This is a genomic window from Umezawaea endophytica, from assembly GCF_025061645.1.
Classification (GTDB): domain Bacteria; phylum Actinomycetota; class Actinomycetes; order Mycobacteriales; family Pseudonocardiaceae; genus Umezawaea; species Umezawaea endophytica.
In genome coordinates, this window is record NZ_JANYMP010000039.1 from 1 (window position 1) to 25583 (window position 25583).

Sequence of the window (25583 nt, forward strand, 5' to 3'; positions counted from 1 at the left end):
GCCGGGAGCGGAGCGGCGTACTCCGCTAGTTCCCCCCGAACGCCCGCACGCGCTCCTCACCGTCCACGCTCTCCCCGAACACCCGCGCGTCCCCGTCGAGCCCGTCCTGATGGGGACGCGCGGCGCGGCCCCGACCCGCCTCCACCGAGTTGACCCGCACCTGCGGCAACGCCCCCGGCTCCCGCCGCCGCAGCCAGTCCACCAGGTGCTCCCGCACCAGACACCGCAGATCCCACAACCGCCCCGCGTCCGGCGCACTCACCAACGCCCGCACCCGCACGAACGAGTTCACCGCCTCAGTCACCTGCAACACGCACACCCGCCCGTCCCACAGCTCGAACCCCTCCACCGCCCGCCGCAACTCCTGCCGCATGTCCTCGACCGGCACGGTCCAGTCCACGTCCAGCTCGACGGTCCCGAGCAACTCGGACTGACTCTTGGTCCAGTTCTCGAAAGGGGTCTTCAGGAAGTACGACGTGGGGAGGACGAGGCGGCGGTCGTCCCACAGGTGTACGACGACGTAGGTGAGGGTGATGTCCTCGACGCGGCCCCACTGCTTCTCCACGACCAGCACGTCGTCCAGTCGCACGGCGTCGCTGAACGCGATCTGCACCCCGGCGAACACGTTGCCCAGCAACGACTGCGCCGCCAGCGCGGCGATGGCGCCGATCACGCCCGCCGACGCCAGCAGGCTCGTGCCGGCGGCTCGCGCGGCCGGGAAGGTCATCAGCATCGCGGCCGCCGCCAGCAGGCCGACCACGACCACGGTCACGCGCCGCACCAACGTGATCTGCGTGTGCACCTTCCGGGCGTGCCGGTTGTCCGTGACGTCGACCCGGATCCGCGACAACGCGGCGTCCTCCGCGACGGTCAGCAACGTCGCCAACAGCCAGGCGCCCGCCGCTATCAACCCCAACCCCACCGCGTGCAGCGCGATGGGCGTCCACTCCCACCGCGCGCCGACGCCGAGTGAGAGCTGCACGGCGACCAGGACGGCCACCACCTGCGCGGGTCGGTGGGCGTCGCGGGCCAACTGGGCGAACAGGGCGGACCTGCGCCCGATCCGCACCGCGGCCCGGTGCACCAGGGCGGCCAGCAGGAGGGCGAACGCGACCGAGCAGGCGAACGTGATCAGCGTGGTTGCGAGCATGGTCAGCCGGGTACCCACAACGCCGGTCGCTCAGCCCTGCCGGAGTGCCACCTCACTCACTTCGGCAGCAGGTGGGCGATCTGGCCCACGAACGCCGCCAGCCGCTCCGGCGGGTACCGCTCGGCGTCGGCCAGCACCAACCGGCCCGCCATCTCGCCCAGCGCCAACATCGCGTGCCCCAGCAGTTCCGCGTCCAGCGCGTCCGGCCCGCCGCGCGTCTTCAACCCCAGCTCCGCCAACGCCGACACCTGCTCCAGCAGCCGCCCCCGCACCGCCGCCACCTGCTCGCGGAACTCCGACGGCGTCCCGTCCGGCGGTTGCAGCACGAGCCTCCAGCGGTTCGGGGCCTCCAGCACCGCTCGCACGAACACCTCCACCGCGTAGGCGAACGCCTCCTCCGGCCCGCGTTCGGCGAAGTCCACGGGCAGCGCCGCGAGCACCTGTTCCGTCGCCCGTGAGGCCTCGCGGGCGAGCAGGGCCGCGATCACCTCGCCCCGGTTGGCGAACTGCTCGTACAGCACGGGTTTGGTCACGCCCGCCGACCGCGCCACGGCCTCCATCGTCACCGAGCCGAAGCCGTCCGCGATCAACCCCAGGGCTCCGTCCAGCAACTGGTCCCGGCGCTCCGAGGGTGGCAGCCGGGCGGCGTACTTGCGACGTGTTGTGCCCACGACCCCATATTGCTACGGTGGCGTAGCTTTCACAAACTACGCAGGCGTAGTAATTGTTCGGAGGTCGCGATGGAGCCCGACAACCTCGTGCTGCAACCGAGGGACGTCCACTTCGACTGGGCCGGGCTGCCGATGCACTGGGTGCCGGAGGAGCCGGTCGCGACCCACGTGATGAACGTCCTCCACCTCCTCCTGCCCGCGGGGGAGCGGTGGTTCGTCAAGACGTTCCAGCAGGCCGTGCCGCTGATCACCGACGACGACCTGCGCGAGGACGTCCTGGGCTTCATCGGGCAGGAGGCCCTGCACGCCGAGGCGCACAGCGAGGTCCTGGACCACCTGCTCGCCAAGGGCCTCGACCCGCGGCCGTTCACCGACCAGGTGGAGTGGGTGTTCGACCGCGTCCTGGGCGAGCGGCCGAACCTGGACGAGGAGTGGCGGCGGGACCAGCTCGTCGAACGGATCGCCGTCGTCGCGGCCATCGAGCACTTCACCGCGTATCTCGGCGACTGGATGCTCAACGCCACGGCGCTCGACCGCGCGGGCACCGATCCGACCATGCTGGACCTGCTGCGCTGGCACGCCGCCGAGGAGGTGGAGCACCGCAGCGTCGCGTTCGACCTGTTGCGCCACCTGGACCGCCGCTACCCCCGCCGCGCCCGCGCGATGCTGCTCAGCGCGCCGCCGCTGCTCTGGCTGTGGGTGCGCGGCGCGCGCTTCATGATGACCCACGACCGCACGGCGGGTCGGCTTACGCTGCGGGACTTCCGCCGCGCGGGCCGCCGCGGTCTGCTGCCGACGGGCCACGACCTGTTCCGCGCGTTCCTGCGGTACTTCCACCGCGGCTACCACCCGAAGCAGGAGGGGTCGACCAGCCAGGCCGTCGCGTACCTGGCCACCTCGCCCGCCGCGCGGGACGCCCACTGATGGACCGCTTCCTCCTCGGCCTGGCCAGGGTCACCGACGGCTACCTGAAGGCGTTGCCACTCCTGGGGAAGGCCCGGCCGAGCCCGCCGAACCGGGCGCTCCGGCTCACCGTCGCCGACCGCCGGGTGGTCGCTCCGGACGTGGTCGCCCTGCGGCTGGTCGGCGACGGTCCGCTGCCGCCGTGGCAGCCGGGATGCCACCTGGACCTGCACCTGGACTCCGGCCTGCGCAGGCAGTACTCGTTGTGCGGCAACCCTTCCGACCGCTCCGGTTACCGGATCGCCGTGCGCCGCACCGGACCGGGCTCGACCGAGGTCCACGACCTGAGGCCGGGTGACGGGGTCGCGGCACGAGGTCCTCGCAACGCCTTCCCGTTCGTCGCCGAAGGCCCGGTCCTGTTCGTGGCGGGCGGCATCGGCATCACCGCGATCCTCCCGATGGTCCTGGAGGCCCAGCGCGCCGACCTCGACTGGCGGCTGGTGTACACCGGCCGCTCACGGGATTCCATGCCGTTCCTGGACGAACTCCCGCCACGGGCCGACATCCGCGTCGGCAGGACCGCGGACCTGCTCCGCGACGCCCACCCGGACGGCGCGGTCTACTGCTGCGGCCCCACGTCGATGCTCGCCGCCGTGCGCCGCGACTTCGCCTCGAAGCGGCTGCACTTCGAGCGGTTCGCGCCACCACCCGTCGTGGACGGGCGTCCGTTCGACCTCGAACTGCGGCGCAGCGGTGTCGTCCTGCGCGTACCCGCCGACCGCACCGCGCTCGACGTGCTGCGCGACCTGCGCCCGAACGTCCCCTACTCCTGCCGCCAGGGCTTCTGCGGCACCTGCGAAGTCGGCGGTGTCCGCGTCTGCGTGGACCGCCCGACCGGCGACCGACTAGTCCTGGAGGACCTGTGAACGTGCTGTCCGGTGGCATCCGCTTGGCGGTCCAGGAGCACGGCGACCCGACCGCCCCCACGGTCGTGCTCGTGCACGGCTACCCCGACACCCACGCGGTCTGGGACGACGTGGTCCCGTTGCTGGCCGGGGACTTCCACGTCGTCACCTACGACGTGCGCGGCGCGGGCGACTCGGACCGGCCGCGCGACCAGGACGCCTACGCGCTGGAGTTCCTGAAGCAGGACCTGTTCGCCGTCATCGACGCCGTCAGCCCCGACCGCCCGGTGCACCTCGTGGGGCACGACTGGGGTTCGATCCAGTCCTGGGAAGCCGTCACGGAACCCGGTGCGCGCATCGCGTCTTTCACGTCGATCTCCGGCCCCTGCCTCGACCACCTGGGCACCTGGATGCGCCGCCCCGGCGTGAAGCAACTGCGGCAGCTCCTGCACTCCTGGTACGTCTTCGCCTTCCACCTACCGGTGCTCGCGCCGCTGCTGTGGAACCTGGGTATGGCCCGGCGTTGGGGAACGCTGCTGCGCAAGCTCGAAGGTGTCCGGCAGAGCCCGGCGCCGACGTTGAGGGGTGACGCCGTTCGCGGGATCGCGCTGTACCGGGCCAACGTCCTGCCGCGCCTGAAGGCTCCCCGAGACCGGCGCACCGACATCCCGGTGCAGGTCGTCCAACCGCTGCACGACCGCTACGTCGACGCGAGGCCGCTCCCGTTGGAGCGCTGGGTGTCGACGCTGCGCCGCCGCGTCCTGGCCTCCGGCCACTGGGCGCCGCTGACCCACGCGCCCGCGGTCGCGCGCATGGTCACCGAGTTCATCCACGACACCGCCCCGAAACGCGAGCTCGTCGTGATCACCGGCGGTGGCAGCGGCATCGGTCGCGCCACCGCGCTGGCGTTCGCCGAGCAGGGCGCCGAGGTCGTCGTGTCCGATGTGGACATCGAGAAGGCGCGCGAGACGGCCGAGATGACCAACGGCCACGCCTACCAGGTCGACGTCTCCGACGAGAGCGCGATGCGCGCGTGGGCCGCCGAGGTCGCCGCCGCGCACGGCGTTCCGGACGTGGTGGTGAACAACGCGGGCATCGGCCACTCGGGAACGTTCCTCAGCACCTCCACCGAGCAGTGGCGGCGGGTGCTCGACGTGAACCTCTGGGGCGTCATCAACGGCTGCCGCGCGTTCGGCGAACTCATGGTCGAGCACGGCGAGGGCGGTCACGTCGTGAACGTGTCGTCCGCCGCCGCGTACCTGCCGTCGAAGGCGCTCTCGGCGTACGCCACCAGCAAGGCCGCCGTGTTCATGCTGTCCGACTGCCTCCGCGCCGAGTTCGCCCCGGCGAGCATCGGCGTGTCAACCATCTGCCCCGGTGTCGTGAGGACGAACATCACCGCCACCGCCACGTTCTCCGGTGTCAGCGCGCAGGAGCAGGCCCGCAAGCAGGCCCGCTCCACCCGCCTGTACGCGTTGCGCGGCTTCGGCCCGGAGAAGGTGGCCGCGGAGGTCGTCCGCGCGGTCCGCACCGGCAGGCCGATCGTTCCTGTGACGGTGGAGGCGAAAGCGGCCCGCCTGCTCAGCCGCTGCGCCCCCTCGACCCTCCGCGCGTTCGCCAAGCTGAACGTGGTCTAGCCGGGCAGCTTCCCCTCGAACAGCCAGGAGCGGAAGAACGGGCCCAGCGGGAGCGAGGTGTGCCGCTGGGCGACCGCGATGAACTGGTCCGTGGTCGCCGTGCGGTGCCGGTAGGTGTGCGTCCACTCGCGCAGCGCCGAGAAGAACGCCGCGTCGCCGAGGACCTGGCGCAGGGAGTGCAACGTCAACGCCCCGCGCTGGTACACGCGGTCGTCGAACATGCCGTCCACGCCGGGGTCGCCGATCCTGAGGTTCTGCGGCTGCCTGGCCAGCAGCGCCCGCGCCCTGGCCGCGAGCACCGCCGCCGAAGCGCCGCCGGACCCCTCCGACCACAGCCACTCGGAGTACGCGGCGAAGCCCTCGTTGAGCCAGATGTGCCGCCAGTCGGCCAGCCCGACGCTGTTGCCGAACCACTGGTGCGCCAACTCGTGCGCCACCAGCCGTTCGAAGCCGCGCCTGCCGTCGACGTGGTTGGCGCCGAACACCGACAGGCCCTGCGCCTCGATCGGCACCTCCAGGTCGTCGTCGGTGACCACGACCGAGTACTGGCCGAACGGGTAGGGCCCGAACAGCCGCTCGAACAGCTCCATCATGGCGGGCTGGCGGCCGAAGTCGGTCGCGAACTTGGCGACGAGCCGGGACGGCACCGCGGCGGGCTGGCCGTCGGCCAGTTCCAGCTCCTCGTACTGTCCGATCTGGACGGTCGCGAGGTAGGTCGCCATCGGCACGTCCTGCACGTACACCCACGTCGTGGTGCTGCCGCCGACCTTGCCGTCGACCAGGACCCCGTTGGCCAGCACCGTGTACGGCGACGGCGCGGTCACCGAGATCTGGTACGTCGCCTTCTCCCGCACGGTGTCGTTGCACGGGAACCACGAGGGCGCGCCGATCGGCTGGCTCGCCACGATCGCGCCGTCGGTGAGCTGGTCCCAGCCCAGGTCGCCCCACGCCCGCGTGCGGATCGGCCGCGGCGTCCCGACGTACCGCACCTCCACGGTGAATCGCGTGCCCACGGCGATCGGCCTGCCCGCGCGCACGCGCAGCTTGCCGCTGGCGTGCGTGTACCGGACCGGCTTTCCCTCGACCAGCACCCGGTCGACCTTGAACGTGCCCAGGTCGAGCGTGAACGCCGTCAGCGCCTCGAGGGCGACGACGGTCAGCCGCGCCCGGCCCGAGAGCCGGGCCGCGACGGGCTTGTAGTCGAGTTCGAGGTCGTAGTGCGCTACCCGGTAGCCCGTGTTCCCGTGTGCTGGGAGGTAGGAGTCCTTCAGCGCCATGCCGAAATCGGGTTTCCGAGCCAACGGGTGCCCGAGGGCACGTCCTCGCCGCGCATCACCAAGGATGCGGGGCCCACCGTCGTGTGCGAGCCGATCGTCGAGCCCGGCAGCACGATCCCGTGCGGCCCGAGCGTCGCGCCCGCGTTGAGCGTCACCTGGTCCATGCGCAAGATCCGATCATGGAACAGGTGGGTCTGCACCACGCACCCCCGGTTGACCGTTGCCCCGTGGCCCAGGTGGACCAGGTCCGCCTCGGGTAGCCAGTACGTCTCGCACCAAACCCCGCGACCGACCTCCGCGCCCATCGCGCGCTGCCACAGCGCCATCAGCGGCGTGCCCGAGACCGAGCCCACGAGCCACGGCACGGCCAGGACCTCGACGAACGTGTCCGCCAGCTCGTTGCGCCAGACGAACGCGCTCCACAGCGGGTACTCCCGCGCGCGGAACTTCCCGACCAGCGACCACTTCGCCACGACCGCCACCGCGCACGCCGCGACCCCCGCGGTGAGCAGCAGCGCGCCGCCGCCGAGCGCGGCGGCCCAGAAGCCGTACCCGGCGAGGAGTTCGAAGCCCGCGAGCGCCAGCACGGCCAGCGCGACGGACGCCATCACCGGCACGATCCGGCACAGCTCGACCAGCGCCCGCGCGACCACCAGCCGCCGCGGCGGGTCGAACGTGCGGCTGTCGTCGCCGGTCTCGACCGTGCGGGGCAGCTTGATCGGCGGCATCCCGAGGTACGAGCTGCCCGCCTTGGCGCGCTTCGGCGTGGACGACAGGACGCCGACCAGGCCGCGGTTCGGCACCGAGCGGCCGGGGGCCGTCATGCCCGAGTTGCCGAGGAACGCGCGCTTGCCGACGCGGGCCGCGGCGATCCGCAGCCAGCCGCCGCCGAGTTCGTACGAGGCGACCATGGTGTCGTCGGCCAGGAACGCGCCGTCGCCGACCGTGGTCATCTTCGGCAGCGCCACGACCGTCGACGCTTCCACGCGACGGCCGACCTTCATGCCGAGCGCGCGCAGCCAGACCGGCGTGAACAGGCTGGCGTACAACGGGAACAGGCTGCTGCGGGCCATGTTCATCAGGCGTTCGGTGGTCCACGCCTGCCAGGCGATCCGCCCGTGCACCGGGTGGTAGCCCTCCCGCAGGCCGATGCTCAGCAGCCGCACCGACACCAGCACGACCAGCGCGTACGACGCCATCCACGCGATCGTCGCGACCGGGACGGTCAGCAGAGCGGTGCCCAGCGCGTCGGCCGGGCCCGTGGTGCCGTTCAGCAGGAAACCCACCAGCAGCAACGCGGGCAGCGCCGTGACGGCCGACAGCGCGGACAGCCCGAACGACGTCACGCCGTACGCGAACGACCAGCGGCGCGACCGCGGCGGCCGGGCGTTCGGCCAGCGGTGCGACGACTTGCCGTCCTTCATCGCGGGCACCCCGGACCAGCGCTGGCCGGTCGGCACCGAACCGACCACACCGGAGCCGGGGGCGATCTCGGCGCGCTTGCCGATGCGCGCGCCGGGGAACAGCGTGCTGCGCGCGCCGACCGTGGCACCCGCGCCGACGCGGATCTTGCCGATGTGCAGTCGGTCGCCGTCCAGCCAGTGGCCGGAGAGGTCCACCTCGGGCTCGATGGCGCTGTTACGACCGAGCTTGAGCATGCCCGTGACGGGCGGCAGCGAGTGCAGGTCCACACCGGGCGCGATCTTCGCGCCGAGCGCCCGCGCGTAGTGCGTGACCCAGGAGCCCGCGAGGTTCGTCGCGCCGCTCAGCTCCGCGAGCCGCTCGGCGGCCCACAGTCGCGTGTGGACGCTCCCGCCGCGCGGGTACGTGCCGGGCCGCAGACCGCGCAGCAGCAGGCGCGCGCCGCCCGCGGCGATGGCGAGCCGTCCGGGCGGGCTGATCACCAGCGCCCAGCCGACCGCGACCCACACCCACGAGATCGTCGGCGCCCAGGTGTACGTGCCGGTCAGCGCCAGCACGTTGTTGATCGCGGCCAGCGCGACCGTCCACCGCAGACCGACCAGCGTGAACAGCGGGACCATCAGCAGCGACTGGAGCACCTGCGTCGAGCGGGGCGTCGGCGCGACCTCGCGGACGGACGCCGTCTCGGCCGCGAACTCGTCCAGCCGCGCGGCCAGCGCGCCGAGCGACGGGTAGGCGTAGACGTCGCTGACCGAGCCGCTGGGGAAGCGGGCGCGGATCAGCGAGACCAGTTGCGCGGCGGCCAGGCTGCCGCCACCGCTGGCGAAGAAGTTGTCGGCCGGGCTGGTCGCGGGGGAGCCGAGCAACTGCCCCCACAGGTCCGCCAGCCACGCCTGGGTGCCGTGCAGCTCCACGACCGGGCCCGCGGCGTCCAAGGACGGCAGCGGCCAAGGCAGGGCGTTGCGATCCACCTTGCCGGACGTCTTGGTCGGCAGCGTGTCCACGACGGCCAGCAGCGGCACCAGCGCCGCGGGCAGCGCGGCTCGCAGCCGCTCCACGGCGTCCGCCTGGTCGAAGTTGTCCGACACGACGTACCCGACGAGCAACTGCGTGCCCGCCTTGTTCGTGCGCACGGCCGCGGCGGCCCCGGCGACGTTCGGCAGCGCCTGGAGCGCCGCGTCCACCTCGCCCAGCTCGATCCGGCGGCCACCCAGCTTGACCTGCTCGTCCGCGCGGCCCAGGAACAGCAGGCCCTCGGCCTCGGCGCGCACGAGGTCGCCGCTGCGGTAGGCGCGCTCCCAGCCCAGCGCGGGCAGCGGCGCGTACTTCTCGGCGTCCTTGGCCTCGTCCAGGTAGCGGGCCAGGCCCACACCGCCGATGACCAGTTCACCCGTCCCGCCCATCGGCACGACCGCGCCGGCGGCGTCCACGACGGCCAGCTCCCAGCCGTCCAGCGGCAGCCCGATGCGGACCGGGCCCGCACCCGTCAGCCGGGCGGCGCAGGCCACCACGGTCGCCTCGGTCGGCCCGTAGGTGTTCCACACCTCGCGGCCCTCCACCGCCAGCCGTTCGGCCAGCTCGGGCGGGCACGCCTCGCCGCCGAAGATCAGCAGCCGCACGTCGTCCAGCGCCTCGGTCGGCCACAGCGCGGCCAGCGTCGGCACCGTCGACACGACGGTGATCTCCTGCTCGACCAGCCACGGACCCAGGTCCATGCCCGTGCGCACCAGCGAGCGCGGCGCGGGCACCAGGCAGGCGCCGTGCCGCCACGCGAGCCACATCTCCTCGCACGACGCGTCGAACGCGACCGACAGGCCCGCCAGCACCCGGTCGTCCGGGCCGATCGGGTCGTCGGCCAGGAACAGCCGCGCCTCGGCGTCCACGAACGCCGCGGCCGACCGGTGCGTCACGGCGACGCCCTTCGGCTTGCCGGTCGAGCCGGACGTGAAGATTATCCACGCGTCGTTGCGCGGCTCCGGCGTGCCGACCAGGCCCAGCGGCGTGCCGCGCAGCACCAGCTCGCGGTCCGCCGTGAGCACCGCGGACACGTTCGCCTCGGTGAACACGACCTCCGCGCGCTCGTCCGGGTCCTCCGCGTCCACGGGCACGTACGCCGCGCCCGCGGCCAGCACCGCGAGGATCGAGATGTACAGGTCCACCGTGCCCGACGGCACCCGCACGCCGACCCGGTCGCCGAGGCCGATGCCGTCCGCGGCGAGCTTCTGGCGCAGCTCGTCCACGGCGGCCAGCAGGCCTCGGTAGGTCAGCGCGCTGGTGCCGTCGTCCAGCGCGAACGCTTGCGGGTACCGCTGGGCGGTGTCCGCGAGCACGTCGACGAGGGTCCGCTCGGGCGCGGCCGGAGCCGCGGCGAACAGGGCGGGAAGGACGGTGGTGATGGGCTCCTCCTGCACAACGGTCACAGGATCAGGCCAGCCGAGCACGAGCGCACGTCATCCTCCGGGATGGTGGGGGAGCTGCTCCGCACCCGGTGGAAGACCGGCAAGGCAGCTCTTGGGCGGCCGCAGTGCCAGCCCTTCGACCTGCGACTTTACCTCTGGGTAACGGATGTTGTCCCGTTACCTATACCGCCAGTGGCTGTTGTCACAGATCGCTAACGCCCACGTTGGCCCGAACGAGTGACCGGATCCCGCCATCCGGAACGCCACCGCCGTCACCTGGTGGTGGTGTACCCGATGTCGCAGCCGCGCTCCCACGGGACCGCGTCGAGCGCCGGACGGGCCAGCTCGCGGCTCAGGTTCCAGGCGTACCACTGCCCCGTGTCGGTGACGTCGGACTTCATCCGCACGAGCAGGCACTCGCGGTCGTCCGCGGGCAGCGCGTCGAACGCGGGCACGGCGTCGACGGACAGCGTGGCCAGGTACGCCAGGTCGATCTTCCCGGTCGCCTGCCAGCGCGCGACGTTGTGCTCGGCGATGAACCGGTCGGGGTTCAGCGCGGCCAGCGCCAGCAGCGTCGCGATCCCGGTCGCCACCATGGACCGGGGCAGCCAGCCCGCCTCCAGCTTCACGCCCGCGCCGATGACCAGCAGGTAGACCAACGCCAGCCACACCTCGCAGGAGAAGACGAGGATCCGCAGCGTGGTGAACCCGTACGCCTGCTGGTAGGCCCACATGCGGTGCAGCGCCGACGCCACGATCACCAGGGTCAGGCCCGCGAGCCCGCCGAGCAGGACCCGCAGCCACAGCCGGTCCGCCGCCGTCTCCCGCGCCGCGTACCGGGTCGCGATCCCGATCACCACGAGCGTGAGCACCGTGACCGCGAGGAGCTGCCAGAACCCGCTGCGGGCGTACTCGGCGTAGGTCAGCTCGGCCGTGCGCTGCACGTAGTCGTCACCGCCGAACAGGCTCGCGAGCTGCACGCCGACGAACACGGCGAACACCGCGACCAGCAGCCCGATCGGCACGGCCCACTCCCGGCGCGACACCGTGCGCCGGGCGCTCGGCTCGGCGTCCAGGGGCAGCGTCACGGCCTGCACGTAGCAGGCGCCGATCGTGCCCAGCCCGACCACGACGAACAGGAACCCCCACTCGAACGGCGACCCGATGTCCACGCTCGGGATCAGGTCCCCCAGCAGCCGGGCGAACGCCGCGTCCGCGCCCGCCAGCAGCGGCACGAACACCAGCAGCAGGCCCGCGCTGATCAGGATCGTGCGGCCCAGGTTCTTGCCCCGGCGCGCGGGCTGGACCTCCCTCAGCCCGCGCGCGGCCCACTTGATCGACGGGAGGGCGGCGAGCGGTGCCGCGGCGATCCCCAGCACCACGCCCCGCAGCGTCCGCCCGTCCGTGACGGCGAGCGCACCCGCCGCGCACGCGGCCATCACGGTCAGGGCGAACAGCCAGTAGGACGTGAAGAACGTGGAGACGCTCAGCAGCAGCAGGGTGGCGACGGCCCACGCGAGGTGCTGCGGCGTGCGGCGGTTCGACACGGCGAAGACGCCGCCGACACCGACGATGGCCGTCAGCAGCCAGCCGAGGCCGGGAACGCCCAACGGCAGCACCGCGGCCGCCGTGATGCCCGCCGCGGCACCCGCGTAGAGCACGCGGCGTGGCGCCGGATTCACCGGAGCGGTCCACAGCGGCTTGGGGTTGTGGTTGAGCACCGGCCACGGGGGCGCGGCCTGGCCGACCGTCCGCGCCGGGACGGCCGGGACCGCCGGGGGCCGCTCGGTGGGCTGCGCCGCGGGTTCCTCGGCGGGTGGTTCGTCGACCGCGCGTTCCTCGACCACGGTTCGACCGGGCGCGGGTTCCTGCTCGGCCTCGGGCTTCGCGGTCGCGGGCTTCGCGGTCGCGGACCGGACGGGCATCCCGGTCGCGGGAACGGCGGCGACGCGGCGCAGACCGAGTTTCCTGGGCATGCCGACGACAGGCTTGTCATTCATGGGGGCACTCCGGTTTCCGAGAGCAGGGACTCAGCTAAGGGACGTTCAACGGGCTGGGAGGTTCAGCCGGTCGGGAGGTTCGGGACCGAGCGGAACGGCGGGCGGGAGCACGTGGGGCAGGGTGACGCGGATGCGGCAGCCGGGTCCGTCGACCACGGCGATCGAGCCGCCGTGCAGGTCGACGACCCAGCGGGCGATGTCGAGCCCGAGACCGGTGCCGCCGTCGGCGGCCCGTTCCCCTCGGGTGAAGCGCTCGAAGACGCGTTCGCGGTCCGCGCGGGCGATGCCGGGGCCCTCGTCCACGACCTCGACGACCAGTTCGTCCGCGGTGGAGCGGGCGAGGACGTCGACCCGGCCGTCGGCGGGTCCGTGCCGGGCGGCGTTGTCCAGCAGGTTCACCACGACCTGGTGCAGGCGGGCCCGGTCGGCGACCGCGACGGCGTCGGGCGGGCTCACGTCCAGCGCGTAGCGCACGCCGCGCTTGCCCGCCGCGGCGGAGACCTCGGCTTCGGCGATCACGTCGGAGAGCAGCCGCCGGACCTCGAACTCCTCGCGGTTCAGCCTCAGCACACCGGCGTCCACTTTGGACAGGTCGAGGAGTTCGCCGACGAGCCTGCCGAGGCGCTCGGTCTGGGCGAGCGCCGTCCGCATCGTCGGGTCGTCCGCCTTGGTCACGCCGTCGACCACGTTCTCCAGCACCGCCTGGAGCGCGGTGATCGGGGTCCGCAGCTCGTGCGACACGTTGGCGATCAGCTCGCGGCGCTGCCGGTCGGCCGCCGCCAGGTCGGCCGCCATCCGGTTGAACGCGCCCGCCAGCTCGCCCACCTCGTCCCGCGCGGTCGCCCTGGCCCGCTGCGAGTAGTCACCCGCGCGCATCGCCCTTACCGAGGCCGTCATCTCGCGCAACGGACGGGTCATGCCGTGCGCGAGCACCTGCGAGACGAACAGCACGATGAGCAGCACGCCGATCGTGCTCCGCACCGGCAGCCAGCCGATCTGCGACCAGAAGAACGCCCACCCGACCGCTGTGGGGACCACCAGCAGGATGCCGAGCTTGAGCTTGATCGACCGCACCGGGTCCAGCGGCCGGGGCAGCTCCTCGACCAGCATCGCGATGATCGTGCGGAACACGGTCACCTCGGCACCTCCAGCGCGTACCCGACGCCGTGCACGGTCCTGATCAGATCCGCGCCCAGCTTGCGGCGCAACGCCTTGATGTGGCTGTCGACCGTCCGCGCCCCCGTGCTGTCGTGCCATCCCCAGACCTCGCTCAGCAGTCGTTCCCTCGGCTGCACCGCGCGCGGCCGTTCCGCGAGGTGCACCAGCAGCTCGTACTCCGTGGGCGTCAGGTGCGCCTCGACGCCCGCGCGCAGCACCCGCCGTTCCACCAGGTCGATCTCCAGGTCGGCCAGTTCGATGCGCGACTCGGACCGCGGCTGCGAAGCCCGTTCGACCCGGCGCAGCAGCGCGTGCACGCGGGCGGCCAACTCGCGGATGGAGAACGGCTTGGTGAGGTAGTCGTCCGCGCCGACCGCGAGACCGACCAGCAGGTCCGTCTCGTCGCCGCGCGCGGTCAGCATCAGCACCGGGACCGGTCGGTGCGCCTGGATCCGGCGGCACACCTCCAGGCCGTCGAAACCTGGCAGCATCACGTCCAGCACGACCAGGTCCGGCTCGTCGGCCCGCGCCGCCGCGACCGCGGACGGACCGTCGTGCGCCAGCTCGACCGCGAACCCCTCGGCCCGCAGCCGGGCCGCCACCGACTCCGCGATGGCGAGGTCGTCCTCCACCACCAGTACCCGCCGCTGTCCCCCGGTCATGCGGCGACTGTAGGCGCGCGAGGTGGAGAGGTCGGGGGCGACTTGTGGAGGTCGTGTGGAGGTGTGCGCCTAGGGTTGGCGGAATGGCGGGTGAGGGAGCGGTGCTGGAGGCGGTGCTGGAGCGCATCACCTTCGCCAACGACGAGACCGGCTACACGGTCGCCAAGGTCGACACCGGCCGCGGCGGCGGTGACCTGCTGACCGTCGTCGGCGCGCTGCTCGGGGCGCAGCCGGGGGAGTCGATCCGGATGCGCGGCCGGTGGGGCTCGCACCCCCAGTACGGCAAGCAGTTCTTCGTGGACGACTACACGACCGTCCTGCCCGCGACGATCCAGGGCATCCGCCGCTACCTCGGCTCCGGGCTGATCAAGGGCATCGGGCCGGTGCTGGCGGACAAGATCGTCACCTACTTCGGCGTGGACGCGCTGGACGTCATCGAGCAGACGCCGAAGCGGCTGATCGAGGTGCCGGGACTGGGACCCAAGCGCACGAAGCTGATCGCCGCCGCGTGGGAGGAGCAGAAGGCGATCAAGGAGGTGATGATCTTCCTCCAGGGGGTAGGGGTGTCGACCTCGCTCGCCGTGCGGATCTACAAGCAGTACCTCGACAGGTCGATCGACGTCGTCCGCCAGGAGCCGTACCGGCTCGCGTCGGACGTGTGGGGCATCGGCTTCCGCACCGCCGACGTGATCGCCAAGGCCGTCGGCATCCCGCACGACAGCCCGCAGCGGATCAAGGCGGGACTCCAGTTCACCCTGTCCGAGGCCACCGGCAACGGGAACTGCTTCCTGCCGGACCAGTCGCTGATCGGCGACGCCATCAAGATCCTCCAGGTCGACGCGGGCCTGGTGATCGACTGCCTCGCGGAACTCGTGGACGAGGAGGGCGTGGTCCGCGAAGTCCTGCCGCTGGACGGCGAGGACGTCGCCGCGATCTACCTGGTCCCGTTCCACCGCGCGGAGATCTCCGTGGCGGGGCAGTTGAAACGGCTGCTGTCCACCGCGGACGAGCGGATGCCCGCGTTCGCCTCGGTGGACTGGACCCGCGCGTTCGCGTGGCTCGGCGCGTCGCTGGAGGAGAAGCAGGAAGAAGCCGTGAAGCTCGCGCTGACCAGCAAGGTCGCCGTGCTCACCGGCGGACCGGGCTGCGGCAAGAGCTTCACCGTGCGGTCCATCGTCCGGCTCGCCGTGGCCAAGGGCGCCTCCGTCGTGCTGGCCGCGCCGACGGGCCGGGCCGCCAAGCGCCTCACCGAGCTGACCGGCCACGAGGCCCGCACCGTCCACCGGCTGCTGGAGCTGAAGCCCGGCGGCGACGCGGCGTACGACCGCGACCGCCCGCTGGACGCGGACCTCGTGGTCGTGGACGAGGCGTCCATGCTGGACCTGCTGCTGGCCAACAAGCTGATCAAGGCCGTCGCCCCCGGCGCGCACCTGCTGCTGGTCGGCGACGTCGACCAGTTGCCGTCCGTCGGCGCGGGCGAGGTGCTGCGCGACGTGCTGTGCGACGGCAGCCCCGTGCCGAACGTGCGCCTCACGCACATCTTCCGCCAGGCCCAGCAGTCCGGCGTGGTCACCAACGCGCACCGCATCAACTCCGGCGAGTACCCGATCGTCCAGGGGCTGCCCGACTTCTTCCTGTTCCCCGTCGAGGAGTCCGAGGAGGCCGCCACCACGACCGTCGACGTCGTGGCCCGCCGCATCCCCGCCAAGTTCGGCCTCGACGCCCGCCGCGACATTCAGGTCCTCGCCCCGATGCACCGCGGCCCGGCGGGCGCGGGCGCGTTGAACGCGGTGCTCCAGGAAGCGCTGACCCCCGCCCGCGAAGGCCTGCCGGAACGCCGCTTCGGCGGCCGGGTCTTCCGGCTGGGCGACAAGGTCACCCAGATCCGCAACAACTACGACAAGGGCGCGAACGGCGTCTTCAACGGCACGATGGGTGTTGTCGTCGCGTTGGACCAGGTGGAGCAGAAGCTCACCATCCGCACCGACGAGGACGAGGACGTCGACTACGAGTTCGGTGAACTCGACGAGCTGACGCACGCCTACGCGATGACCATCCACCGTTCACAGGGCAGCGAATACCCGTGCGTCGTCATCCCGCTCACCACGAGCGCGTGGATGATGCTCCAGCGCAACCTGCTGTACACGGCCGTCACGAGGGCCAAGAAACTCGTCGTGCTGGTCGGTTCCCGAAAAGCGATCGGCCAGGCCGTCCGCACCGTCGGCGCAGGTAGGCGGCACACCGCACTGGCACACCGGCTCCGGGTGGTGGGGGGTGTGTAAAAGTTTTTGTAGATCGTCCGGTGCGATCCGGGGCACACTGCTCTCCGGCAAGAACTCCGAGCCGTGAGGACAACCCTGTGCGCACCCTGCTCCTCCTAGCTGTCATCGCACTCGCCGCGACGGGCTGCGGGGACAGCACACCCGCCGCGTCCGCGGGTTCAGTCGGCGACACGACCCAACACGGCGCCCCCAGGGTCCGCACCCCGCTCGACTCGGCCCAAGCGGCCAAGAAACCCTGCGGCCTGCTGTCCGAGCCCCAGCTCAAGACGCTGGACATGGTGGGCGTCCAAGGCGTGGAGGAAGGCACCCCCACCGGCCCGATCTGCTCGTGGGACGACACGGAGGGCGACAGCGGCCAGCACGTCACCTTCACGTTCACCACGGGCAACGGCAACGGCGGCCTGGACCGCGTCTACGAACTCAAGAGCACCTTCCAGCTCTTCGAACTCCAAGCCCCCCTCCAGGACTACCCGGCACTGCTCAACGCCCCCACCGACGACCGCAGGAAGGGCATCTGCGGCTTCGTGGTCGGCATCACCGACAGCCAGATCCTCACCACCACGGTCAAGATGCGCACCGCCCCCAAGCCCGCGCCACGAGTGGTCGAACCGTGCCAGGTCGCCCGCGAAGCCGCGGACCTGGCGTTGACCAGCATCCGCGAACAGTCGTAGTCGGCTTTCGGTCGGGGTTGGTTCGGCAGGGTTCGGCTCGGCAGGGTCGGCCGCGTTCGGCTTGGCAGGGTTGGCACGGCGGGGTTAGCTCGGCGGGGTTGGTCGCGTTCGGCTCGGCGGGGTTGGCCTGGCGGGGTTGGCCCGCCTGCGGCCACGGTGTTGGGCCGGTTCGTTTGCGGGCTTGGCTTCGTGAGGCCATGGTCTGTCCGGCTTTGGCCGCAGCGTTTGCCTGACTTGCTGCGGACTTGGCTAGACCGAATCACGTGGGCTTGGTCGAGTCGTTGTCCGCCAGAGCGGTGTGGGCATCAGGCTGAGTCGGGTGTCCTCGACGGGCACGCCGGGGTGTGCGGCGTGCCTGTCGGAGGTGTCGAGGGGCGGATCGGTGGGGTGTCCACCTGGTCCAGTTCGTGGAACGTCGTGAGGCCGGTTCCGGACAGGTTTTTCCCACAATTGGCGTGCTTCGGTCCGGCGTGTCCGGTCGAGAGACCGGGGTGGACGGCCGCTCCTACTGGCGGTAGCCCTCCACGATGCCCTCGGGGCGTGCTTCGGCCGCCTCGGGGTCCATTCCGGCGGCTCGGCGGGCTCGGCGTTGGCGCAGGAGGTCCCAGCACTGGTCGAGGCCTACTTCGATCTGCTTGAGGCGCTGCGCCTCGTCGGTGGAGAGACCCTCGCCGATCTTGGAGTTCTCCAGCTCGTGCTCCTCCGCGACGAGGTGCGAGATGCGCGTGATGATTTCTTCGTCGGTCATGGCTCAGGCCTACCCCCACGGCGGGGTACCGCGCCACTCGACGTGTGCTCCCTCTCTTGGCCCATAACGCCCATGTATGGCCGGTTGGAGGGTGTTTTCACCGCGGTTTGTGCCTCATCCTCCAGCTCAACCCTGCGAGAGGAACAACCGTGTTGTCGAGAAAACGTTCGATGGTGTCCATCGCGGTCGCCATCGCGGCCGCGGGTGCGGTGATCACGAGCGGTGTACCTGGCACCGCTGGTCCACTGCCCGTCACGACGGCCGCCCAACCCGGTCCGACCTACGTCTACAAGGTGCACGCACCGCTCGGCGAGCAGTCGCAGAACCTGCTCAGCCGCGGCTTCGACGTGCTGGAGCAGCGCGACGGCGACAGCCTCTTCGTGCTCGGCAGCAAGGACGAGGGCGGCAGGCTCCAGGAGGCGGGCTTCACCGCGGTCGTCGACCAGGTGCTGGCACCGCCGCAGTGGACGCCACCCGCGAAGAAGTCGCAGTCGGCCACGGTCGACGCGGCCGACATCAACGAGACCTTCTACGGCGGCTACCACACGGTCAACGCCCACTACTCCCACCTGGACGCCGTCGCCACCCAGTACCCGACCCTCTCCACGCTGGTCGACTACGGCGACTCGTGGAAGAAGACCCAGGGCGCGGGCGGCTACGACCTGCGAGCCATCTGCATCACGAAGAAGAACGAGGGCGACTGCGCGCTCAGCCCGACCGCGCCCAAGCCCCGCTTCTTCGTCATGGGCCAACTGCACGCCCGCGAACTCACCACCGGTGACGTCGCGTGGCGCTGGATCGACCACCTCACGGCGGGCTACGGCACCGACGCGGCCGTCACCGCGCTCCTCGACACGACCGAGGTGTGGGTCGTCCCGCAGGCCAACCCCGACGGCGTCAACATCGTGCAGCAGGGCGGCAACTCGCCGATCTACCAGCGCAAGAACGCCAACGGCACCAACGGCTCCAACTGCTCCGGCTCAGCCAGCAGCCAGCTCGGCATCGACCTGAACCGCAACACCAGCTCGCACTGGGGCGGCCAGGGCACGTCGAGCCAGCCGTGCGACCAGACCTACAAGGGTCCGAGCGCCAACTCCGAGGTCGAGACCAAGGCGCTGCAAGCGCTGTGGCGCAACCTGTACCAGGACAGGCGCGGAACGGCCGTCGGCGACGCGGCTCCCGCCGACACCACCGGTGTCGTCGTCAGCATGCACTCCTACTCCAACCTGATCCTCTTCCCGTGGGGTTACGACGCCAGCCAGAAGTCCGGCAACGACGCCTCGCTGCGCAAGATGGGCACCGACCTCCAGGCCATCGCGGGCTCGGGTTGGACTTCCGGCCAGCCTGGTGAGGTCTTGTACAACGCCGCCGGCGCTACCGACGACTGGGTCTACGACGACCTGGGCGTGGCGAGCTTCGTGTGGGAGATCGGGCCCAGCAGTGGCTCGTGCAGCGGCTTCTTCCCGACGTACTCGTGCCAGGCGGGCACGTTCTGGCCGAAGGTCAAGCCGATGCTGATGTACGCCGCCAACAAGGCGACCAGCCCCTACGGCACCACGACCCCGCCGCCCACCGGGTGCGACAAGAAGACCAACGACACCGATGTCGCGATTCCGGACCGCGGTGCCGCTGTCACCAGCACGATCACGATCGCGGGATGCACCGGGAACGCCTCGGCCACGTCACAGGTGGAGGTGCACATCAAGCACACCTACCGCGGGGACCTGGTGGTGGACCTGGTCGCCCCGGATGGGTCTTCGTACCGGTTGAAGGCCTCCGGCAGCGATTCCGGGGACAACATCGACACGACCTACACGACGAACCTGTCCAGTGAGCTGCGCAATGGTGACTGGGTGTTGAAGGTGCAGGACGTGGCCGCCCAGGACGTCGGGAACATCGACACCTGGAGCTTGACCGTGTGATCGGAGTGGCCGGGGTTGTCGCCTCGGGGCGATGACCTGGTGGTGCTCCTGTTGGGACGGCCGGCGGCCGCTGACTGCTGGGTGGTCAGCGGCCGCCGGTCCGCGGCTGTTGGTCGGTGACTGACGGCTGGTGGCCGACGGGTGTCGGCCGTCGTACGGGGTGGTCGGTCGGGAGGTCTGGTGGACTCCCGGCCGATTGCCCTGCGGGTGGGAAGAGGCGTTGGAAGGTGCGGTCAGCCCGGCCAGCAGTCGCTGGAGCCAGTGGCGGAGTCGGCGGGTGAAGTCGTGGGTTCGCATAGGACCAGTGAAGACCTGGGGTCCGACAAAAACCGGGGTTCTCGCGGTCACTCGATCAGGTGCAGTAGAAACTCACGCGCCGTGACCGGTGTGGCGTGGGCATGGCAAAGGGCCCGCGACTGGGGTCGCGGGCCCTTCGTGGAGCGCTAGATCAGCCGAGGCCGTTCTTGATCGCCGTGATCAGTTCGCCGTTGGTCGTGTCTCCCGAGAGTTCCCAGAAGAACGCGCCGCCGAGGCTCTGGTTCTTGGCGTAGGTCATCTTGCCGCCGATGGTGCTGGGGGTGTCGTAGCTCCACCAGTTGTTGCCGCACTTGGCGTACGCGGTGCCCGCGACGGTGCCGGTGGCGGGGCAGGTGTTCTTGAGGATCTTGTAGTCCTCGATGCCCGCCTCGACGGAGCCGGGGGCCGCGCCGGTCGCGGTGCCGCCGGGGGCGTCCTGCGTGACGCCGGTCCAGCCGCGGCCGTAGAAGCCGATGCCCAGGAGCAGCTTGCTGGCGGGGACGCCCTTGCTCTTGAGCTTCTGGATCGCCGCGTCGGAGTTGAAGCCGGCCGTGGGGATGCCGTTGTACGACGTCAGCGGCGAGTGCGGGGCCGTCGGGCCCTGCGGGGCGAAGGCGCCGAAGTAGTCGTAGGTCATGACGTTGTACCAGTCGAGGTACTGCGCCGCGCCGCCGTAGTCAGCGGCGTCGATCTTGCCGCCGCTGCTGCCGTCGGCCGTGATGGCCGCCGTCACCAGGTTGCCCGAACCGAAGCGGGCGCGCAGCGCCTGGGTCAGGTTCTTGAACGAGGCGAAGCCGCTGGTGTCGCAGCTCAGGCCACAGGCGTTCGGGTACTCCCAGTCGATGTCGATGCCGTCGAACACGTCGGCCCAACGCGGGTCCTCGACGAGCTTGAAGCACGACTCGGCGAACGCGGCCGGGTTCTGCGCGGCCTGGCCGAAGCCGCCGGACCAGGTCCAGCCGCCGAAGGACCACAGCACCTTGATGTGGGGGTACATCTTCTTCAGCTTGCGGAGCTGGTTGAAGCTGCCGCGCAGGGCGCCGGTGTCCCAGGTGTCCGACACGCCGTCGACGCTGCTCGCGGCGTCGTAGAACTTGTCGTAGTCCGCGAACGTGTCGTCGGTAGCCGAGCACTGGCCGTTCTTCACGTTGCCGAACCCGTAGTTGATGTGGGTCAGCTTCGCGGCGGAACCGCTCGTGTGGATGTTCTTGACGTGGTAGTTCCGCGAGTACACGCCCCACTGCACGAAGTAGCCCAGGTTCTTCTTGGCACCGGGCTGCGGCGGCGTCGTGGTGGTCGTGGTCGTCGTGGGGTTACCGGGGGTGGTGGTCGTCGTCGTGGTGGTGGTCGTGGTCGTCGTGGTGGTCGTCGGAGGACCACCCGCGTCGCACGAGGCGCCGTTCAGCTTGCAGCCGCTGGGACCGGAGAAGGTGCCGGTGTAGGCGACGTTGAAGCCGAAGCTCACCGAGGCGCCGGGGGCGACGTTGCCGTTCCAGGAGTTCTTGACGGTCACGTGCTGGCCGCTGGCCGTCTGCGTGCCGTCCCACAGGGAGCTGACCCGGTGGTTCGCGGGCAGGTCGAACTCGACGGTCCACGTCGCGAGCGTCGACGAGCCGCCGTTCTGGATGGTGTACTTGCCCTCGTACCCGGTGCCCCAGTCGGAGCCCTTGGTGAAGGTCGCCGACACGCCGCCCGCACCGCTGGCCGCGGGCACGACGGTCAGGCCGAGGACCAAAGCGGCCACCGCCGCGAACAACGCTGTGAGATGCCATCGGATCTTGGTCATCGGGCTCCTTGTCACGGCAGGGAAAGCAAGGTTGCGTGAAACATGTGGTCCAGACCACTGAACGGTCAAGGTCTAGACCAGTTGTGTCACTCGAACGGCCTAGTGGGTGAATCGATTTTGTTACCTGAAACCGTTTTCACGGCCCGAGACCACTAGGGGTGGTTCGTGGGGGTTTCGGGGGGTTCGCGACCGTCGAAAGTCGCTCCCCGCGTCACCCCGTGGAAGGTCGTGGACGGCCGTTCGCCCCCGGAACACTCGGTGCTGTCAACGATTCCTGGGGAGGGAAGCGAATGGGCACGATGGGCAAGCGCGTCGGGGTGCTCGGCGCGGTCGTCGGGCTGGCCGCGCTCACGGTCGGGGGCACGGCCGCGGCCGACGCCGACACCGCCGGGCGGATCGACCGCGAGGTGGTGCGGCAGTCGATCGACAAGGCCACCCGGAACGGCGCCGCGGGCGTGCAGGTCCGGATCTCCGAGGGCAGGAGGGGCTTCACGGCCCGTGCGGGCGTGGCCGAGTGGGGCACCGACCGGCCGGTGCCGCTGGACGGGCGGTATCGCGTCGGCAGCATCACGAAGGTCTTCGTCTCCGTCGTGGTGCTCCAGCTCGTGGGGGAGGGCAGGGTCGACCTGGACGCGCCGGTGTCGCGGTACCTGCCGGGGCTGCTGCCCGACGGGGACCGGATCACCGTGCGGGCGCTGCTCCAGCACACCAGCGGGCTGCACAACTTCACCGACGAGCTGCCCCTCGACCCCGCGGGCTTCGAGGGGATCCGCTACCAGCACTGGGCGCCGGCGGAACTCGTCGCGCTCTCGACGGCGAAGCCGCTGGACTTCCCGCCCGGCACGGCGTGGAACTACTCGAACACCAACTACGTCGTCGCCGGGATGCTGGTCGAGAAGATCACCGGCAGGCCGTACGCGGAGGCGGTCGAACGGCGGGTGCTCCAGCCGCTGCGGTTGCGCGGCACGTCCCTGCCCGGTGACCGGGTCGGGATCCCCGGACCGCACGCGCACGGCTACTACCGGGTCGGCGAGTCCGTCGTCGACATCACCCGGCTCAACCCGTCCGCCGCGTACTCGGCGGGGGAGATGATCTCCACGACGGCGGACCTCGACCGGTTCGTCGAGGCGGTCGCGAAGGGGGAGCTGCTCAAGCCCGCCCAGGCCGCGGAGATGAAGAAGCTGACCGCCGTGTCACCCCACTACGGGCTCGGGTTGGAGCACCGGGTGCTGCCGTGCGGGGCGGAGGTCATCGGTCACAGCGGCGGCATCCCCGGCTACAGCAGCCTGATGCTGAGCAGCGAGGACGGCCGCGTCCGGCTCGACGCGTCGTTCACGTCGTCGCCCGAGGGTGGCTCGCTTGAGGGCGTGGCGGAGTTGGTCGCCGAGGTGTTCTGCGACTGATCCGGTCGTTCGCCGCGAGGGGGCCCCGACCGGGGGTCCCCTCAAGGCGTCGCCGGGACCGAGCCGCCGAAGGGCGGATAACCGACCGTGGTCACCGCGGTGCCGGGTTGGTCCGAACCGGTCGGGTGTGCGGGGTTCGTGTCGACCCGATCGTGGGGGTTTGACCGGGCGATGCCGCATCGGGTGCGCAAATATCACCCGACTGATTAATTCTCCTGGGGCACTCGGCTGAACGAGAGCGTTATTCGCCTGTGCGCGGACGATCGCCTGCTAGTTTGTTGAACGTCATGCGGGCGTATCCGAAGATTTGTATTCATTTTCGGGGCCCTTTTGTTTTGAGGGCGATCGGAATCGAATGAACATCTATCTCGGTGGCGTGATCTGGGTCGGCATCGCCGCGGTCGTCGCCGCTGCCGCCGCCTACCTGATGCGGCGGTTCGGGTCGGACGACGGGCGTGAGGAGAACAACGCCGCCGCTGGTGGCGTCTTCTCCATCGTGGCCGGGCTGAACGCCGTCCTGGTGGCATTCGTGCTGATCGCGCTGTTCGACGCCACCGGTTCGGCCGGTCAGACGTCCTACCGCGAAGCGGACGGGCTCGTCGCCGCGGCGTGGGCGAGCGATTCGCTGCCCGACGCGACGAAGGAGAAGGTGCGCGATCTCTCCCGCGCCTACATGTCGACGGTCATTCGCGAGGAATGGCCGAAGATGCAGGACGGAACCGAGGTTTCCTCAATCGGCTGGACCCAGTTGGACCAGCTCAGGGTGACCGTCGCGCAATCGCCCGTCGACGACGAGTGGCAGACCGATCGGAAGACCGAGGCGGCGACCAAGCTGTGGGAAGTTTACGAGGCGCGCCAGGAACGGATCAACGCTTCCGGTAACGGCGTCAGTTCCGTCGTCTGGTTCACGATGATCGTGGGCAGCCTCCTCTCCCTCGGCCTCGCGCTGCTCTTCGGCGGCGCCAAGGTCCGGTCGCACGTCGTGATCATGGCGAGCCTGGCGGCGACGATGACGCTCCTGCTCTACGCCACCTACCAGTTGCAGAACCCGTTCAGCGGCGGTGCGAGGATCGGGCCGGACGCGTTCCAGGCGGCCCTGGACCGGTTGCGGTGATCCTCGAGGCGCTGACGTGCGTGGTGCTCCAGGTCGAGGCGGTGTCGGCGAACGGACCGTCGACGCTGTACGCGGTCGAGTTGCCGTCCGGCACCGCGACCCCCGTGGCGGTGTTGGACGAGCGGCTCAACGCCCTCGCCTACTCCGCCGAGCGGGACGTGTACTACGGGATCTCGCCCGAGGGCCGGGTGATCGAGGTCGACCGCCAGGGCACCACGACCGACGTTGGCCGCGTGCCCCACCCCGGTCTCGCGCACGCCGTCGCGGGCGCCATCCACGGCGACCACTTCTACCTGCGCGCCGATGGCGCGGTGTACATCGTGGACGTCAACCCCGCGAGCCCCGACTTCCTCGGACTGGTGCAGGCCAGGGTGCTGTGGCCGTTCGACGTCTTCCTCTCGGTGGACGACTTCGACTACAACCCCGCCGACGGCCTCCTGTACGGCGTGGCCACCAGGGTGTTCGGCCACCCCGAGGTCGTCACGATCGACCCGTACACCGGTCACGTCCACCCGCTGGGCCACCCGCCGCGCCTGCCGGACGGGCCGGGTTACGGCGCGGCCGTGCTCGGGCCCGACGGGGCGCTGTACGCGTCCAACAACGACGAGGGCGGGCAGAGCACGCTCTACCGGGTGCCGCTGGACGGGGCCGGTGAGGTGACCAGGCTGGCGGAACGGCCCGCCGCGCGCACGATCGACTCGGCGGGCTGCCACGTCTCGCCGCCGACCCCCGAACCGCCCGCGCCGACCACCACCACGCCACCGCCGACCACGACGGTCCCACCCACCACCACGACGGTACTGCCGACCACCCCGCGGCAGACCAGTCCACAGCAGACGACTCCACAGCAGACCACCCCACGCCCGACCACCACGTCGGCCGACTCGCCGCCGACCACGACCACCGCACCCGAGGCCCAGGCCGCCGCGGCCCCGAACGCGCCGCCCCCGATCACGACGGCCTCGCCCCCGACCCCGCCGCAGGCGAAACCGAGGCCGGTGTTCGAGGTGGACCGTCCGGTTGAGGAGGTCGTCGTCCTGGCGGACCGCGGCACCGAGACCAAGCGCCGCTGGAGCCTGGCCGTGCTGCTGCTGGTGATCGGCGCGGGCGCCGTCGCCTCGCAGCGGGCCCGTCGCGGGTAGACAGCGAAAAGGAGGGGCGTGGGCCGCGGCCCAC

18 protein-coding genes are annotated in these 25583 nt (G+C 71.0%); 9 read left to right on the top strand and 9 right to left on the bottom strand.

The window, feature by feature from the left end:
* Positions 1-25: 25 nt before the first annotated feature.
* Both NZH93_RS44385 and NZH93_RS44390 read right to left on the bottom strand, forming a co-directional pair.
* Entirely contained in the window at positions 26-1150 is a 1125-nt protein-coding gene (locus NZH93_RS44385; protein ID WP_259629370.1) for a mechanosensitive ion channel family protein, read from the bottom strand.
* A gap of 56 nt (positions 1151-1206) precedes the next feature.
* Positions 1207-1821: a TetR/AcrR family transcriptional regulator gene (locus NZH93_RS44390; protein WP_259629371.1), complete on the bottom strand. Its 615-nt coding sequence runs from the start codon at positions 1819-1821 to the stop codon at positions 1207-1209.
* A gap of 69 nt (positions 1822-1890) precedes the next feature.
* Here NZH93_RS44390 and NZH93_RS44395 point away from each other — a divergent pair, with 69 nt between their 5' ends.
* The 3 genes from NZH93_RS44395 to NZH93_RS44405 are packed head-to-tail and all read left to right on the top strand — an operon-like array spanning position 1891 to position 5266.
* Positions 1891-2745: a metal-dependent hydrolase gene (locus NZH93_RS44395; protein WP_259629372.1), complete on the top strand. Its 855-nt coding sequence runs from the start codon at positions 1891-1893 to the stop codon at positions 2743-2745.
* The gene (locus NZH93_RS44400; protein ID WP_259629373.1) at positions 2745-3650 is read left to right on the top strand and encodes a PDR/VanB family oxidoreductase; all 906 of its coding nucleotides are present in this window, start codon (positions 2745-2747) and stop codon (positions 3648-3650) included. Before NZH93_RS44395 ends, NZH93_RS44400 begins: the two co-directional genes overlap by 1 nt.
* Positions 3647-5266 carry an SDR family oxidoreductase gene (locus NZH93_RS44405; protein WP_259629374.1) on the top strand — a complete coding sequence of 540 codons (1620 nt, stop codon included), beginning with the start codon at positions 3647-3649 and terminating at the stop codon, positions 5264-5266. The genes NZH93_RS44400 and NZH93_RS44405 overlap by 4 nt, the downstream gene beginning before the upstream one ends.
* On the opposite strand, the gene NZH93_RS44410 is transcribed toward NZH93_RS44405, so the two are convergent.
* The 5 genes from NZH93_RS44410 to NZH93_RS44430 all read right to left on the bottom strand — a co-directional run bounded on the left by NZH93_RS44410 (position 5263) and on the right by NZH93_RS44430 (position 14184).
* Entirely contained in the window at positions 5263-6543 is a 1281-nt protein-coding gene (locus NZH93_RS44410; protein ID WP_259629375.1) for a M1 family metallopeptidase, read from the bottom strand. The two genes, NZH93_RS44405 and NZH93_RS44410, sit on opposite strands and share 4 nt — an antisense overlap.
* Positions 6534-10385, bottom strand: coding sequence for a Pls/PosA family non-ribosomal peptide synthetase (locus tag NZH93_RS44415; RefSeq protein WP_372506997.1), 3852 nt, complete (start codon positions 10383-10385; stop codon positions 6534-6536). The genes NZH93_RS44410 and NZH93_RS44415 overlap by 10 nt, the downstream gene beginning before the upstream one ends.
* 251 nt (positions 10386-10636) lie before the next feature.
* Complete coding sequence (locus NZH93_RS44420) at positions 10637-12364, bottom strand: DUF4153 domain-containing protein (RefSeq protein ID WP_259629376.1); 1728 nt, start codon at positions 12362-12364, stop codon at positions 10637-10639.
* A gap of 45 nt (positions 12365-12409) precedes the next feature.
* Positions 12410-13474 carry a HAMP domain-containing sensor histidine kinase gene (locus tag NZH93_RS44425; protein ID WP_259629445.1) on the bottom strand — a complete coding sequence of 355 codons (1065 nt, stop codon included), beginning with the start codon at positions 13472-13474 and terminating at the stop codon, positions 12410-12412.
* 23 nt (positions 13475-13497) lie between these two features.
* Positions 13498-14184: a response regulator transcription factor gene (locus NZH93_RS44430; protein ID WP_259629377.1), complete on the bottom strand. Its 687-nt coding sequence runs from the start codon at positions 14182-14184 to the stop codon at positions 13498-13500.
* An 83-nt stretch (positions 14185-14267) separates the two neighbouring features.
* Between NZH93_RS44430 and recD2 the strand changes: the two genes are divergently transcribed.
* Together recD2 and NZH93_RS44440 are read left to right on the top strand one after the other, a co-directional pair.
* Positions 14268-16466: an SF1B family DNA helicase RecD2 gene (gene recD2 / locus NZH93_RS44435; RefSeq protein ID WP_259629378.1), complete on the top strand. Its 2199-nt coding sequence runs from the start codon at positions 14268-14270 to the stop codon at positions 16464-16466.
* Positions 16467-16543: 77 nt separating this feature from the next.
* Positions 16544-17137, top strand: coding sequence for a DUF3558 domain-containing protein (locus NZH93_RS44440; RefSeq protein ID WP_259629379.1), 594 nt, complete (start codon positions 16544-16546; stop codon positions 17135-17137).
* A 505-nt stretch (positions 17138-17642) separates the two neighbouring features.
* Here NZH93_RS44440 and NZH93_RS44445 read toward each other — a convergent pair.
* Complete coding sequence (locus NZH93_RS44445; protein ID WP_259629380.1) at positions 17643-17885, bottom strand: DUF2630 family protein; 243 nt, start codon at positions 17883-17885, stop codon at positions 17643-17645.
* A 170-nt stretch (positions 17886-18055) separates the two neighbouring features.
* Between NZH93_RS44445 and NZH93_RS44450 the strand changes: the two genes are divergently transcribed.
* Positions 18056-19807: a M14 family zinc carboxypeptidase gene (locus NZH93_RS44450; RefSeq protein WP_259629381.1), complete on the top strand. Its 1752-nt coding sequence runs from the start codon at positions 18056-18058 to the stop codon at positions 19805-19807.
* A gap of 448 nt (positions 19808-20255) precedes the next feature.
* On the opposite strand, the gene NZH93_RS44455 is transcribed toward NZH93_RS44450, so the two are convergent.
* Positions 20256-21890: a glycosyl hydrolase family 18 protein gene (locus NZH93_RS44455; RefSeq protein ID WP_259629382.1), complete on the bottom strand. Its 1635-nt coding sequence runs from the start codon at positions 21888-21890 to the stop codon at positions 20256-20258.
* A gap of 290 nt (positions 21891-22180) precedes the next feature.
* On the opposite strand from NZH93_RS44455, the gene NZH93_RS44460 reads away from it, so the two are divergent.
* From NZH93_RS44460 to NZH93_RS44470, 3 genes are all read left to right on the top strand, one after another.
* Positions 22181-23293, top strand: a complete 1113-nt coding sequence (locus NZH93_RS44460) for a serine hydrolase domain-containing protein (protein WP_259629383.1) — start codon at positions 22181-22183, stop codon at positions 23291-23293.
* Positions 23294-23648: 355 nt separating this feature from the next.
* Positions 23649-24407, top strand: a complete 759-nt coding sequence (locus NZH93_RS44465) for a bestrophin-like domain (protein ID WP_259629384.1) — start codon at positions 23649-23651, stop codon at positions 24405-24407.
* Positions 24404-25549, top strand: coding sequence for a DUF6923 family protein (locus NZH93_RS44470; protein WP_259629385.1), 1146 nt, complete (start codon positions 24404-24406; stop codon positions 25547-25549). Before NZH93_RS44465 ends, NZH93_RS44470 begins: the two co-directional genes overlap by 4 nt.
* The last annotated feature ends 34 nt before the right edge of the window (positions 25550-25583 follow it).

Excerpts from the sequence above, each read along its gene's own strand:
- NZH93_RS44385 (WP_259629370.1), bottom strand. The coding sequence starts at position 1,150 with ATGCTCGCAACCACGCTGATCACGTTCGCCTGCTCGGTCGCGTTCGCC.
- NZH93_RS44395 (WP_259629372.1), top strand. The coding sequence starts at position 1,891 with ATGGAGCCCGACAACCTCGTGCTGCAACCGAGGGACGTCCACTTCGAC.
- NZH93_RS44400 (WP_259629373.1), top strand. The coding sequence starts at position 2,745 with ATGGACCGCTTCCTCCTCGGCCTGGCCAGGGTCACCGACGGCTACCTG.
- NZH93_RS44410 (WP_259629375.1), bottom strand. The coding sequence starts at position 6,543 with ATGGCGCTGAAGGACTCCTACCTCCCAGCACACGGGAACACGGGCTAC.
- NZH93_RS44420 (WP_259629376.1), bottom strand. The coding sequence starts at position 12,364 with ATGAATGACAAGCCTGTCGTCGGCATGCCCAGGAAACTCGGTCTGCGC.
- NZH93_RS44425 (WP_259629445.1), bottom strand. The coding sequence starts at position 13,474 with ATGCTGGTCGAGGAGCTGCCCCGGCCGCTGGACCCGGTGCGGTCGATC.
- NZH93_RS44430 (WP_259629377.1), bottom strand. The coding sequence starts at position 14,184 with ATGACCGGGGGACAGCGGCGGGTACTGGTGGTGGAGGACGACCTCGCC.
- recD2 (WP_259629378.1), top strand. The coding sequence starts at position 14,268 with ATGGCGGGTGAGGGAGCGGTGCTGGAGGCGGTGCTGGAGCGCATCACC.
- NZH93_RS44445 (WP_259629380.1), bottom strand. The coding sequence starts at position 17,885 with ATGACCGACGAAGAAATCATCACGCGCATCTCGCACCTCGTCGCGGAG.
- NZH93_RS44450 (WP_259629381.1), top strand. The coding sequence starts at position 18,056 with ATGGTGTCCATCGCGGTCGCCATCGCGGCCGCGGGTGCGGTGATCACG.
- NZH93_RS44455 (WP_259629382.1), bottom strand. The coding sequence starts at position 21,890 with ATGACCAAGATCCGATGGCATCTCACAGCGTTGTTCGCGGCGGTGGCC.
- NZH93_RS44460 (WP_259629383.1), top strand. The coding sequence starts at position 22,181 with ATGGGCACGATGGGCAAGCGCGTCGGGGTGCTCGGCGCGGTCGTCGGG.
- NZH93_RS44465 (WP_259629384.1), top strand. The coding sequence starts at position 23,649 with ATGAACATCTATCTCGGTGGCGTGATCTGGGTCGGCATCGCCGCGGTC.